This is a genomic window from Amycolatopsis sp. lyj-90 (assembly GCF_046549035.1).
Lineage (GTDB): Bacteria > Actinomycetota > Actinomycetes > Mycobacteriales > Pseudonocardiaceae > Amycolatopsis.
Window position 1 is genome coordinate 1,045,844 of record NZ_JAJPWP010000002.1, and the last position, 11,903, is coordinate 1,057,746.

At 70.5% G+C, this 11,903-nt stretch carries 13 protein-coding genes; 3 read left to right on the plus strand and 10 right to left on the minus strand.

The features are described 5' to 3' along the window. Positions 1-72: 72 nt before the first annotated feature. Genes hisB through hisD form a run of 3 tightly spaced genes read right to left on the minus strand, consistent with a single transcriptional unit; the run spans position 73 to position 3,091 of the window. Entirely contained in the window at positions 73-672 is a 600-nt protein-coding gene (hisB, locus tag ACLJPX_RS10790; protein ID WP_101609443.1) for an imidazoleglycerol-phosphate dehydratase HisB, read from the minus strand. After that, entirely contained in the window at positions 669-1,769 is a 1,101-nt protein-coding gene (locus tag ACLJPX_RS10795; RefSeq protein WP_410599941.1) for a histidinol-phosphate transaminase, read from the minus strand. Before ACLJPX_RS10795 ends, hisB begins: the two co-directional genes overlap by 4 nt. Continuing rightward, on the minus strand, positions 1,766-3,091 hold the full coding sequence (gene hisD / locus ACLJPX_RS10800; protein WP_101609445.1) for a histidinol dehydrogenase: 1,326 nt from the start codon (positions 3,089-3,091) through the stop codon (positions 1,766-1,768). Before hisD ends, ACLJPX_RS10795 begins: the two co-directional genes overlap by 4 nt. An 84-nt stretch (positions 3,092-3,175) precedes the next feature. Between hisD and ACLJPX_RS10805 the strand changes: the two genes are divergently transcribed. Beyond that, a complete protein-coding gene (locus ACLJPX_RS10805) occupies positions 3,176-3,970 on the plus strand; it encodes a carbon-nitrogen hydrolase family protein (protein WP_410600043.1) in 795 nt (264 codons plus the stop codon). On the opposite strand, the gene ACLJPX_RS10810 is transcribed toward ACLJPX_RS10805, so the two are convergent. Then, positions 3,918-4,406, minus strand: a complete 489-nt coding sequence (locus ACLJPX_RS10810) for an Lrp/AsnC family transcriptional regulator (protein ID WP_410599942.1) — start codon at positions 4,404-4,406, stop codon at positions 3,918-3,920. The genes ACLJPX_RS10805 and ACLJPX_RS10810 overlap by 53 nt on opposite strands. Positions 4,407-4,474: 68 nt before the next feature. Here ACLJPX_RS10810 and ACLJPX_RS10815 point away from each other — a divergent pair, with 68 nt between their 5' ends. Continuing rightward, entirely contained in the window at positions 4,475-5,374 is a 900-nt protein-coding gene (locus ACLJPX_RS10815) for an SMP-30/gluconolactonase/LRE family protein (protein ID WP_410600044.1), read from the plus strand. 125 nt (positions 5,375-5,499) lie between these two features. Here ACLJPX_RS10815 and ACLJPX_RS10820 read toward each other — a convergent pair whose 3' ends face one another. The 3 genes from ACLJPX_RS10820 to eccB are packed head-to-tail and all read right to left on the minus strand — an operon-like array spanning position 5,500 to position 8,314. Beyond that, positions 5,500-6,156, minus strand: a complete 657-nt coding sequence (locus tag ACLJPX_RS10820; protein ID WP_037309519.1) for a response regulator transcription factor — start codon at positions 6,154-6,156, stop codon at positions 5,500-5,502. Next, positions 6,153-6,875 carry a response regulator gene (locus tag ACLJPX_RS10825; protein WP_410599943.1) on the minus strand — a complete coding sequence of 241 codons (723 nt, stop codon included), beginning with the start codon at positions 6,873-6,875 and terminating at the stop codon, positions 6,153-6,155. Before ACLJPX_RS10825 ends, ACLJPX_RS10820 begins: the two co-directional genes overlap by 4 nt. A gap of 14 nt (positions 6,876-6,889) precedes the next feature. After that, positions 6,890-8,314, minus strand: coding sequence for a type VII secretion protein EccB (gene eccB, locus ACLJPX_RS10830; protein WP_410599944.1), 1,425 nt, complete (start codon positions 8,312-8,314; stop codon positions 6,890-6,892). 167 nt (positions 8,315-8,481) lie between these two features. On the opposite strand from eccB, the gene ACLJPX_RS10835 reads away from it, so the two are divergent. Next, on the plus strand, positions 8,482-9,537 hold the full coding sequence (locus tag ACLJPX_RS10835; RefSeq protein WP_101609449.1) for a type VII secretion protein EccE: 1,056 nt from the start codon (positions 8,482-8,484) through the stop codon (positions 9,535-9,537). A 148-nt stretch (positions 9,538-9,685) separates the two neighbouring features. Here ACLJPX_RS10835 and eccD read toward each other — a convergent pair whose 3' ends face one another. Genes eccD through ACLJPX_RS10850 form a run of 3 tightly spaced genes read right to left on the minus strand, consistent with a single transcriptional unit; the run spans position 9,686 to position 11,894 of the window. After that, complete coding sequence (gene eccD / locus ACLJPX_RS10840) at positions 9,686-11,062, minus strand: type VII secretion integral membrane protein EccD (protein ID WP_410599945.1); 1,377 nt, start codon at positions 11,060-11,062, stop codon at positions 9,686-9,688. Beyond that, on the minus strand, positions 11,059-11,388 hold the full coding sequence (locus tag ACLJPX_RS10845) for a YbaB/EbfC family nucleoid-associated protein (protein ID WP_233223736.1): 330 nt from the start codon (positions 11,386-11,388) through the stop codon (positions 11,059-11,061). The genes eccD and ACLJPX_RS10845 overlap by 4 nt, the downstream gene beginning before the upstream one ends. Next, positions 11,385-11,894 carry a hypothetical protein gene (locus ACLJPX_RS10850; RefSeq protein WP_410600045.1) on the minus strand — a complete coding sequence of 170 codons (510 nt, stop codon included), beginning with the start codon at positions 11,892-11,894 and terminating at the stop codon, positions 11,385-11,387. Before ACLJPX_RS10850 ends, ACLJPX_RS10845 begins: the two co-directional genes overlap by 4 nt. Positions 11,895-11,903 lie beyond the last annotated feature (9 nt).

Genomic DNA, 11,903 nt, shown 5'->3' on the forward strand with positions numbered 1-11,903 from the left:
ACTCCGCAATTCGTCCTCTGGTTGCGGTCCTCAGCGTGTGCAACTATCGCAACCAGAGGACGAAACGCGGAGTTAGAGGACGCCCTTCGTGGACGGGATGCCGCCGGCGCGCGGGTCCGGTTCGGTGGCGGCGCGCAGCGCGCGGGCGACGGCCTTGTACTCGGCTTCCGCGATGTGGTGCGGGTCCCGGCCGTGGATCACGCGCACGTGCAGCGCGATCTGGGCGTGGAACGACAGCGAGTCGAACACGTGCCGCGTCAGCACGAACGGGTAGTTCCCGCCGATGGTGAAGCTGTTGAACTGCTCCGGCTCGCCGAGGTGCACGCAGTACGGGCGCCCGGAGACGTCGATCGCGGCGTGCGCGAGGGTTTCGTCCATCGGGATCCACGCGTCGCCGAAGCGGCGGATGCCGCTCTTGTCGCCGAGCGCCTGCCGCAGCGCCTGGCCGAGCACGATCGCGGTGTCTTCGACGGTGTGGTGCGCGTCGATGTGCACGTCACCGGTCGCCTGCACCTTGAGGTCGAGCGAACCGTGCACCCCGAACGCGGTGAGCATGTGGTCGTAGAACGGGACACCGGTGTCGATCTCCACCTGTCCCGTGCCGTCCAGGTCGAGCTGGACCGAAATGGACGATTCCCTGGTGGTGCGATCCACCTTGCCGACGCGACTCATCGCGGCACCTCCTTGCTGGCCTCGAGAAAGGCGTCGTTCTCTTCCGGCGTGCCGATGGTCACCCGCAGGTGCCCTTCGATACCGACGTCCCTGATCAGCACGCCGTTGTCCAAATAGGACTTCCAGGTCGCGGGCGCGTCCGCGAACCGTCCGAAGAGGACGAAGTTCGCGTCGCTCGGGACTGGGGTGAAGCCCAGGCCCAGCAACGATTCGACCACCCGGTCGCGTTCGGCGGCGAGTTTGGCGACCGAAGCCAGCGTGGCGTCCGCGTGCCGCAGCGCAGCCCTCGCGGCCGCCTGTGTGAGCTTCGAAAGGTGGTACGGCAGCCGTACCAGCTGCAAGGCGTCGACGATCGCGGGCGCGGCCGCCAGGTAGCCGAGCCGTCCGCCCGCGAAGGCGAACGCCTTGCTCATCGTGCGCGACACGATGAGCTGCGCCGGGTACTCCTCGAGCAACTCGACGGCGCTGGGCTGCGACGAGAACTCCGCGTACGCCTCGTCGACCACCACGATGCCCGGCGCCGCTTCGAGCAGCCCGCGCAGTTCGCCGAACGGGATCGAGCCGCCGGTCGGGTTGTTCGGGCTGGTCACGAACACGACGTCCGGACGGCGTTCGCGCACGAGCGCGGCGGCCTTCTCGGTGTCGAGCGTGAAATCGCCGCGGCGCGGCACCGGCAGCCAGTCGGTGCGGGTGCCCGCCGAGATGATCGGGTGCATCGAGTACGACGGCTCGAAGCCGAGCGCGGAGCGGCCCGGGCCGCCGAAGGCCTGCAGGATCTGCTGCAGGATTTCGTTGGACCCGTTGGCGGCCCACACGTTCGACTCCGACACCAGCACACCGGTCGACACCGCGAGGTAGTCCGCGAGGTCCTGCCGCAGCGCGACGGCGTCACGATCCGGGTAGCGGTGCAGCGAAGCGGCCTCGGCGCGGACGGCCTCGGCGACGTCGGCCACCAGCGCGTCCGGCGGCGGGTACGGGTTTTCGTTGGTGTTGAGCCGGATCGGCACGTCGAGCTGCGGCGCGCCGTACGGGGTCTTGCCCCGAAGGTCTTCCCGCAGCGGAAGCGCGTCGAGCGTGATCTCCTCGCCGATGGTCATGCCCGCTCCCCCTCGAACCTCGCCGTGATCGCCTCGCCGTGCGCGGGCAGGTCCTCGGCGTTGGCCAGCGCGACGACGCGGCCGGCGATCTCGCGCAGCGCGTTCTCGTCGTAGTCGACGATGTGCACGCCCTTGAGGAAGCTCTGCACCGAAAGCCCGGACGAGTGCCGCGCGAAACCGCCGGTGGGCAGGACGTGGTTCGACCCGGCGCAGTAGTCGCCGAGCGAGACCGGCGCGTACGCCCCGACGAAGATCGCGCCGGCGTTGCGCACGCGGGCCGCCACCGAACGCGCGTCCGCGGTCTGGATCTCCAGGTGTTCCGCGGCGTACGCGTCGACGACACGGAGACCGTCGTCCACAGTGGACACCAGGATGATGCCGGACTGCTTGCCGCTCAAGGCTTCCGTCACGCGCTCGGCGTGCTTGGTCGCGGCCACGCGGCCGGTCAGTTCCCTGTCGACGGCGTCCGCGAGCTCCACGGACGTGGTGACCAGCACGCTCGCGGCGAGCGGATCGTGCTCGGCCTGGCTGATCAGGTCGGCGGCGACGTGCACCGGGTCGGCGGTCCCGTCGGCGAGGATCGCGATCTCGGTCGGGCCCGCCTCGGAGTCGATGCCGATGATGCCGCGCAGCAACCGCTTGGCGGCGGTCAGGTAGATGTTGCCGGGCCCGGTGACGATGTCGACCGGCTCCAGCGTCGTTCCGTCGGTGTCGGTGCCGCCGTACGCGAGCAGCGCGACGGCCTGCGCGCCGCCGACGGCCCACACCTCGTCGACCCCGAGCAGCTCGGCGGCGGCCAGGATCGTCGGGTGCGGGAGCCCGCCGAACGCGGCCTGCGGCGGCGAGCACAGCACGAGGGTGCCGACGCCGGCGATCTGCGCCGGGACGACGTTCATCACCACGGTCGAGGGGTACACCGCGAGCCCGCCCGGCGCGTACAGCCCGACACGCTCGACCGGGATCCAGCGCTCGGTGACGGTGCCGCCGTCGACGACCTCCGTGGTGACGTCCTGGCGGCGCTGATCGCCGTGGACCTTCCTGGTGCGGACGCATGCCTCCTCCAGCGCCTCGCGGACGGCCGGGTCCAGGTTCTCGAGCGCGCTCGTGAGCTCGGCGGCGGCGACCCGCACGCCTGCCGGGCGGACCTTGTCGAACTTCTCGGTGTACTCGAGAACCGCCTCGACGCCGCGATCGCGGACCGCCTCGACCACCGGCCGTACGTGATGCAGCGCCGCGTCCACGTCGTACTCGGCACGCGGGAGCGTGCTCCTGAGTTCGGCAACGGACGGGACCTGTCCACGCAGGTCGGTACGGTTCAGCATGGGTCAAGGGTACGAGGTGGCCCGATCGCCCCGAGCAGGCACACTGGGGTGGTGACCAGCGATCCCACGATGAGGGAGGCCACCGTGCCGCGAATCGGGTTGTGCCAGCTCACCGCCGCCGAGGATCCCGAAACGAACCTGAAGCTGATTCGGGAAGGCGTGGCGGCCGCGGCGGCCGGCGGCGCGCGGATAGTGGTCTTCCCCGAAGCGACGATGGCGCGCTTCGGCGTCCCGCTGAAACCCCTCGCGCAACCCTTGGACGGCCCGTGGGCGTCCACTGTGGCGGCCGTCGCCGAGGAGCACGGCGTCGTGATCGTCGCGGGCATGTTCACGCCGTCGTCCGACGGACGCGTGAGCAACACGCTCCTCGTCACCGGCGCCGGTGATCACTTCGGCTACGACAAGATCCATCTGTACGACGCGTTCGGGTTCGCCGAGTCCGACACCGTCGCGCCGGGGGCCGCTCCGGCCACCTTCGAGGTCGACGGGGTCACCTTCGGCGTCGCGACCTGTTACGACATCCGCTTCCCCGAGCTGTTCCGGAAGCTGGCCGACGACGGCGCCGACATCGTCCTCGTGCCGACGTCCTGGGGCGCGGGCGAGGGCAAACGCGAGCAGTGGGAGGTCCTGGTGCGCGCCCGCGCGCTCGACTCCGGCTGCTGGGTCCTCGGCTGCGGGCAGGCCGATCCGGCCGCGAGCGGGACGCCGGTGAATCCGAAGGCGCCGACCGGGATCGGCTACTCCACGGTGTCCGACGGCTTCGGACGCGTCCACGCCCAGCTGGGCGCCGGACCGGACATGGTGGTCGTCGACGTGGATCCGGCGGTCAGCGGGAAGGCTCGGGCGGCGACGGGCGCGCTGGCGAATCGTCGCCTTTAGCGTCCACGGAGCGTTCGAAGAACGATTCGAGCACCACGATCGTCTGCGTGCCGGTGACGCCTTCGATGGCGTACAGCCTGCGCAACGACGCCTGCAGTTCTTCGGTGGTCGGCGTACGCACCTTCACCAGGAGCGAGGCCGGGCCCGCGATGACGTGCGCCTCCACGACCTCCGGCAAGGCCTCCAGCGCGGCCTTGGTCGGCGGATCACCCATCCACGAGCCTGCCTCGACCAGCACGAACGCCATCACCCCGCGACCGACCGCGGCCGGGTCGACGTCGACGGTCGTGCGCCGGATGACGCCCTGTTCGCGCAGCTTGCGGACCCGCTCGTGCGCGGCGCCCGCGGACAGTCCGACGGCCTTGCCGAGCGCGGCGTACGCCTGAGTCGCGTCCTGCTGCAACTCGGTGAGCAGTATGCGATCCACCTCATCCATGGGTTGACCATATCAAGTTCGGCGGTTCATGATGAGTGCAATATTTCGTTCAGATCACTGGGGTGAGCGTGGATAAGGTCAAGGCGCGTTTCGAGGTCCTCGACGAGCGGTTCGCGCGCGTCAACGGCGATGAGTGGCTCCACCGGCTGCACACCGGCTGCCGGTGGACCGAGGGGCCCGCCTACTTCCCCGCCGGCCGGTACCTGGTCTTCAGTGACATCCCGAACGACCGCGTCCTGCGCTGGGACGAGACCACGGGCGCGGTCGGCGTGTTCCGCGAGCCCGCCGGATTCCACAACGGGCACACCGTCGACCGCCGGGGCAGGCTCATCAGCTGCGAGCAGGGCGGCCGCCGGGTGACGCGCACCGAGCACGACGGCACGACCACCGTCCTCGCGGAGACCTATCAGGGGAAGAAGTTCAACAGCCCCAACGATGTCGTCGAGAGTTCGGACGGCGCGATCTGGTTCACCGACCCCAGCTACGGGATCGACAGCGACTACGAAGGCCATCAGGCCGAGAGCGAGATCGGTGCCTGCCACGTCTACCGCGCCGACCCGGTGGACGGCTCGGTGCGGATCGTCGCGGACGATTTCACGCGGCCGAACGGGCTGGCCTTCTCCCTCGACGAGTCGCTGCTCTACATCGTGGACACCCGGCAGGATCCCAGTCACATCAGGGTTTTCGCCGTGAACGACGGCGAACTTTCCGGTGGCGAGGTCTTCGCGACCTGTGACGCCGGCGTCTTCGACGGCGTCCGCCTCGACGCCGACGGCCGGATCTGGGCCGCCGCGCACGACGGCCTGCACTGTTTCGCTCCCGACGGCACGCGGATCGGGAAGCTGCATGTGCCGGAGGTCTGTTCGAACCTGACCTTCGGCGGGCCCCGGCGGAACGATCTGTTCGTCACCGCGTCCAGTTCGGTCTACACACTGCGGGTGAACTTCTCGGGACCGCGGTTCTCCTGACGGCCGCTCGGGTCCCGCGAGCTCCGTGTGCGCGTGCTATGAAAGGCCCGTTACTTGCAAAATTTGCAAGTAACGGGCCTTTCATAGCACGCGCGTCACCGCGAAACCGCACCGTCGGGGCGCAACTAGCGCAGCAGGCCTTCCCGGATCGCCACCCGTACGAACCCGGCACGCCGCCGTTCCCCGGTCTTGTCCCGGATCCGGTCCAGATAGGACCGCACCGTCCGCACGCTGATGTTCAGGATCTCCGCCACGTCGACGTCCCGTTCACCGGCCGCGACCAGCCGCAGCACCTGCTTCTCCCGTTCGGACAGGACGATCTTGGGTCCGGCGTGACGGTCTTCGCTGTCCTGGATGATCATCCCGGCCAGCGTCGGCGACACGTAGGCGTTGTCGTCGGCGATGGTGCGGATGGCGCGCAGGAGCTCGTCGCCGTCGACGTCCTTCGAGAGGAAGCCCTTCGCCCCGGCCTGCATGGCTCCCAGCACCTCGGGCTGCTCGGCGTGCGCGGACACCACGAGCACCTTGTGCCCCATCTGCCCCACTTCGAGCACCGCGGCGGCGTCCTGGACACCGCGCAGCTTGAGGTCGAGGACGACGACGCTGCCCGGAGGCTGCTCCTGGACGGCGAACCGCGCGACGGAGTCGGCGACGGCGCCCAGCGCGATGTCGGGGGCTTCGGTGAGGACACGCGCGACGGCGTCCCGGTACAACGGATGATCTTCGATCACCCCGACGTTGATGGGTGTGGTGCGTTTCGGCTGCTGCTCGTCTGCGTTCACCGGCGTCCTTCGAATCCGCCCACGTCGTCGCGGGGCGCGACCGGCCGAGACGGGCCGGGCACCTCCGGCGGAGACGCGAGCCCGAGCTGGATGGCCTTGCGGACCAGACCGGCCCGCCTTCTCTCTCCGAGTTTGTCACGGATCCGGTCCAGGTAACCACGGACCGTCCGGACCCCGATACCCAGGATGCGGGCGATGTCGACGTCGCGTTCGCCCGCCGCGACCAGTCGCAGGACCTGCTTTTCCCGCGCCGACAGCGCGATGTCCGGAGCCCGGACGGGACGGTCGGCGTTGTCCTTGATGATCATTCCGGCCACCACCGCGGAAACGTAGGCCCTGCCCTGCGCGACCGTCCTGATCGCGATCAGGAGTTCGTCGACGTCGACGTCCTTGGACAGGAATCCCTTGGCACCGGCCGCGATCGCGCCGAGCACCTGCTCGGATTCCGCCTGCGCGGACACCACGAGCACGTGATGTCCCAGTTCACAGACCTGGAGCACGGCCGCCGCGCCGGCGATCCCCGGCAGGCCGAGGTCGAGCAGCACCACGCTGCCGGGCGGCTGCGGATGGACGTGGAACCGGGCGACCGAATCGACGACGGCGCCCAGTTCGATCCCTTCGGCCTCGGTGAGGACCCGGACCACGGCATGCCGGTACAACGGATGGTCCTCGATCACCGCGACGTCGACCCGGTCGGTCTCCGGCCTGTCTTCAGTCATCTGCACGTTCCCGCTCACCCCGTCCCACCTGCCGCGGACACCGCACGGCCCGCCTGCGCCGGATCCAGCGCGGGTCCGCGCGGGACCAGTGCCAGCAACCCATTCGGAACCGGCTGCCGTTCGGCTTGGCCGTATCCGAGTGAAGCGAGTGCCTCAGTGCTCGCCACCGGGTACTTCAGGCCCGTGTCGGTCACGACGTAGGCCGTGCCGGAACCGGATTCCGTCACCACCGCGCCTCCCGACGGAGGCACGAAAACCGCGTCGGCGACGAGCGCGTCCGTGCGCGCCGTCACCGGGATCGCCTTCGCACCTTGCGGCAAGGGGACCTGTGCGGAGATAACGATTCGAGAACCCTGTGCGCATAACGTCACGGACTGTCCGGTAACGGGCGCTTTTCGCGGGATGCGGTCCGGATACTCCGCGGGATCGGCCCCGCCCGTCCTCGCGGTGCCCACCTTCGGCACCGCGGCGACGTCGGCCGCGCGCACCGCGACGGGGGCCGGGACGCCGGTGTAGGCGTCCGCGTTCTGCGGCGTGTTGATCAGCAGGCTCGCCTCGGTCTGGCCGATCGGTTCGAGCCCTTCGGCGCGGACGAGGTAGTACGAAGTCGCGTCGTTGGGGGAAGCCATCGCGTCGATGACGCCGAGCACCGAACCGACCTTCGTCGGGGTGCCGCCGACCTTCGGGCCGGGCCGCCCGGCGTCCTCGACCGCGCGGTAGGCCAGATCGCGTCCGGCGGCGACGGTGCCGATCCACCGGGACGAAACCGCGATCGCCGGATAGGTGTCGAACTGCAACGCCGTGGCGGCTTCCGCGGTGAGCTTGTAGCGGCGTCCCGCCGTCACCAGATAGCGCTCTCCCTCGGGGACACGGACCACGACGGCCTGATCCTTCGGCAGGTCGACCCCGGAGGCCGGCGCGCCGAGGAGCACCGTCGTCTCCGGTTCGGACGACGCGGGCGCGTCCTGGGTCGTCCGCGAGCAGCTCGTCCACGGGGTCTTCAGCAGCGCGGCGGCCGCGGGCAGCGAATCGGGTGCGCCGGGAATGCCGACCTGCGCACCGCGTGGCGCCTTCGCGAGCTTGTCCGCGGGGACGGTCACGGTGGCTTCGCCGTTGCCGCCCGCCATCAGCCGGGCGGAGGAGTAGTTGAGCACGGGGTGCAGCGCGCCGTCCTGACCGAGGATGTAGCGCGCGCCGGTGCCCTCTTCGACGATCACCTTGCCGCCCGCCAGCCAGTCCTTACCGCCGGAGGGGTTCAGCAGGCCGATCACGCCGAAGACCGCGGTGATCAGCAGGGCCACACCGAGGCCGCACAGGGTTCCGATGACCAGCCTGCGGCTCGGGGCGACGGGATGGTTGGCGTCCGCCGAGACCAGTGCCGAAACCAGTCTCCTGCGGAGGAATTGGTAGGCCTGGATCTGGTCCCGCTGCGTCCACACGCTCCCGTACCCCGCCGTTCTTACCCACCCCGTTCGAGGGTGCTCACGTTAGGTTCCGACCTGCTCCACGGTGAGGGTAATTTTTACGCCCTCCCCCGCACGGGAGCCCACTACCGTCGTGCACGTGCACGGAGGAGGGGAATTCCTTGTCGGTTGACGCTCCAGCGGTGGGGACACCCCGCCCGGCCCCGGCTCGCGGCGGCCCCGCGGGCGCGGCGCCGTTGCCTTGGCTGCTGCCGATCCGGCCGCTGCAGGCGGCACTGTGGGAGATCGCCGGGATCGCGATCCTGCTGGCCCTCACCGTCGACGGACTCCCCCAGGCCGCGTGGATCAGCATCCTCGCCGCGGCCGGCGTCCTCGTGCTGACGACGTCGGTCCGCTTCGCCGGGCGCCACGCCGCGGGCTGGCTGCTCACGTGGGCCGGATACCGGCTGAAGCGCCGTGACAAGCACGAGATCCCCGACCCGCTGCACCGGCTCGCCGGTCCCGTCCGGGTGCGCCAGCACGTCGACCGCGCGGGCAACCGCTTCGGTGTCGCCGAGGTCCGCGACGGCTGGAGCGCCATCGTGCGGCTCAAGCCCGGCGCGATGTCACCCGGCCCGGACGCCTTGGTCGGCATTCTGCGCGAGGCCTACGCGAGTACCGGGATCCCGTTGTCCAGCGCGCAACTGCTGACCTGGACCGTCCCCAATGGACAGTCGGTGCTCCGGGTCCGCTGGCTCACCGTCCGGTACCGGCCCGAAGACGCGCCGATCGCGGCGCTCGCCCGTGGCGGCGGGGAACTCGGCGCGCTGCGGAGCACCGCCTGCGCGGCGTTGTCACTCATGGGCGCGCTGGCCGAAGCCGGTTTCGAAAGCACCGTGCTCGAAGCCGGTGAAGTGGCGGAGGAACTGCGCGTCGCGATCGGAAGCGGACAGGACGCGCCGGTGAACGGCTGGCGTTCGTGGGACTGGGGCGGCGCGTCGCAGGTCTGCTACCGGCCGCGGTCGGAACGGGATCTCGCGCGGACGCTGGATCTTCACGTGCCCGGCTCGGCGTTCACCGCGACTTCGTACACGCTGCACCGGACCCCCGGCGGACGGGAGAAGTCCGAAGTGACCATCCGGGTCGGCGGACGGCCGGGAGCGGAGACGGTCCGGCCGGACGGGATCGCGGTGACCCCGTTGCACGGACGGCACGCGGCGGCGGTCCGGCGGACCCTGCCGCTGGCCCTGGAGAACTGAGGGGACTGTCCGTGAAGGATTCCTTTCCTCTCTGAGGGTAGGGAAGGAATCCTTCACGGACGTAACGCGATTAGTCCTCTGGATGCGGTGGTTGCGTGTGGCAAGTACCGCAACTAGAGGACTAATTGCGTAGAGGGGGGCGGGGCTCTCAGCCCCGGACGGCCTCGTAGACCCCGGCGATCATGCCGACGAACGGGATCAGCGAGAGCAGCACCAGGAACTCGACGATGTCGAGAGTCCTTGCCCAGTAAGGAGAACGACGCCCCTTCGCGACCCGCGTCGCGTACGTGAGGCAGACGGCCGCCGCGACGACGACCGCACAGCCCGCGCCGAACACGAACGACCGCGGCCCGCCCGCGGCGAGCCAGAAACCGGCCGCGGCCAGGGCAGCCGCGCCGAAACCGATGAGCACGAGCCGCTGTGAACGGCCGGCGAACGCGCGCGAGCGCAACATCAGCGCCAGCCCCAGCAACGCGCACAGGCCCGCTTCCCAAGCCCCGCCTGAAGACGCCAGGACCACCGAAGCCGAGACCACGGTGAGCCCGAGCGCGACGAGCAGCCCGGTCAGCAACGCCTGCGCGTAGGTCGTCCCGCCGACCATGTCCTCGCCGAGCGAAGGGTTCTCGTCGGCGCGGAACGCGTCCATGTCGTCGGGCACGCGGGGCAGCGGCAACCTGCCGAGCCGCAGCGCCATCATCGGCGCCACCGCGGCCAGCCCCGTCGCCACGACGGCGACCACGGCGGCCGCCGAAACCGCGCGCACGTCGGCCAGCAGGACGATGGCGGTGGTGATCGCGCCGAGTCCGGCCGAGACGGTCACCGCGACGAACCACGGCAGCCGGTCCGCCACCGAAACGGCCGCGATCACGCCGTACACGGTCACCACGGCGAGCCCGGCGGCCAGCGGTCCCGCCGACAAGGAGAACAGCGGATGCGGCGGCAGGATCGACATCCCGGCCAGCAGCGCCGCGCCGACCCCGGCGAGCGCGCCGGCGGCACCGGCCTCCGCGTCGCCGTACGCGCGGCTCAGCGCGCCACCGCCCAGTACCAGCACGAGCGCCAGCAGCCCGGTCCCGATCGGCGCCAGCACACTGCCCGACGCCGCCGCCTGCACCAGCAGGCCACCGGCGAGCAGCAGCACCACCGACGCGACGATGCCCGCCTTGCGCGCCACCGAAGGTCCCCAGCGGCCGGTGCCCGACTCGGCGACGCTGGCGATCGAATCGACGACGTCGTCGAACAGCAGCGGACCCCGCGGGCGTTCCCGCGGGGTCAGGTGGAGGACTTCTCCGTCGCGCACTTGGGCCGCGGCGACGGTGAGCCCGAGCGCGAGCGGGGCGCCGCCGAGCCGGGAAAGCACCCACCCGGGATGCTCGGCCGACGCCTGCCCCGAAGCACCCGCGAGCCGCACGAGCTGCGGGACGAGTTCGGCGAACGTGCTCTGCTGCGGCAGCGCCACATCGACCCGCGCCCGCGGTGTCACCACCGTGACGCGGCGGGTGGAGCCCGCGATCGCGGCCGTCATGCTTCGATCGACTTGGCGGACTCGATGACCGGGGCGAATTTGGCGCTGCTGGCCTCGGCCAGTTTCTGCAGCCCGTTGTTGACCGCCTCCAGCACGATCTCCGAGAGGTTGCGCGCGTCGTACTGGCGCAGCGCGCGCGGGTCGATGTCGATCGAGGTGAACCGGCCGTCACCGCGCAGGACGACGGTGACCTCGTTCTGCCGCGAGTGCGCCTTGACCTCCATCGCCTCGACCGAACGCTGGATGCGCTGCACCTCTTCGGTCTGCTTGCGGACCTGGTCCAGCAGCTCGTCCATGTCCGGCATGGCGTAGGGGTCGGTGGTCACGAGTCTTCTCCTTCATCTGCGGTGAAATCCCGCCGGACGTGGACACTGCCCACGAACCGCCGGAAGTCGTCGCCGAGACGGCGGGCCGCCTCGGGCGTTGCGGTGCAGGCGATCTCGAGGATCAGCCGTTCGGCCGGGCTCGCGCCCGGCACGGTCAGTTGCACCTGCGTCTGGACGAGTTCCTGTCCTTCGCCGGTGCGGATGCGCAGCACCTGCGTCACCCCGGGCGCGAGTCCGGTGCCGATCACCTTGCGCCGCACCACTTCGAGCGCCGCCATGGTCCGGCCGAGCCGTTCGACGGCCTCGTCGGCGATGTCGGTGATCTGCGCTTCGTCCGGCCGCTGCCCGACGCTCAAGGTGATGTTCGGGGTGAACTCCGCGTCCGGGACGGAGTGCACGGCGACGAAGACCGCGCCCCCGGCGCCGACCGACGCGGGTTCGACCGGCACCCAGCCGTCGGGGATGTCGAATCCGAGCGGGAGGGAAACCCGGTCCTGCGTCGCCATTTTGCTCAT

Excerpts from the sequence above, each read along its gene's own strand:
- hisD (WP_101609445.1), bottom strand. The coding sequence starts at position 3,091 with ATGCTGAACCGTACCGACCTGCGTGGACAGGTCCCGTCCGTTGCCGAA.
- ACLJPX_RS10850 (WP_410600045.1), bottom strand. The coding sequence starts at position 11,894 with ATGGCGACGCAGGACCGGGTTTCCCTCCCGCTCGGATTCGACATCCCC.
- ACLJPX_RS10810 (WP_410599942.1), bottom strand. The coding sequence starts at position 4,406 with ATGGATGAGGTGGATCGCATACTGCTCACCGAGTTGCAGCAGGACGCG.
- hisB (WP_101609443.1), bottom strand. The coding sequence starts at position 672 with ATGAGTCGCGTCGGCAAGGTGGATCGCACCACCAGGGAATCGTCCATT.
- ACLJPX_RS10825 (WP_410599943.1), bottom strand. The coding sequence starts at position 6,875 with ATGACTGAAGACAGGCCGGAGACCGACCGGGTCGACGTCGCGGTGATC.
- eccD (WP_410599945.1), bottom strand. The coding sequence starts at position 11,062 with ATGACGGCCGCGATCGCGGGCTCCACCCGCCGCGTCACGGTGGTGACA.
- ACLJPX_RS10795 (WP_410599941.1), bottom strand. The coding sequence starts at position 1,769 with ATGACCATCGGCGAGGAGATCACGCTCGACGCGCTTCCGCTGCGGGAA.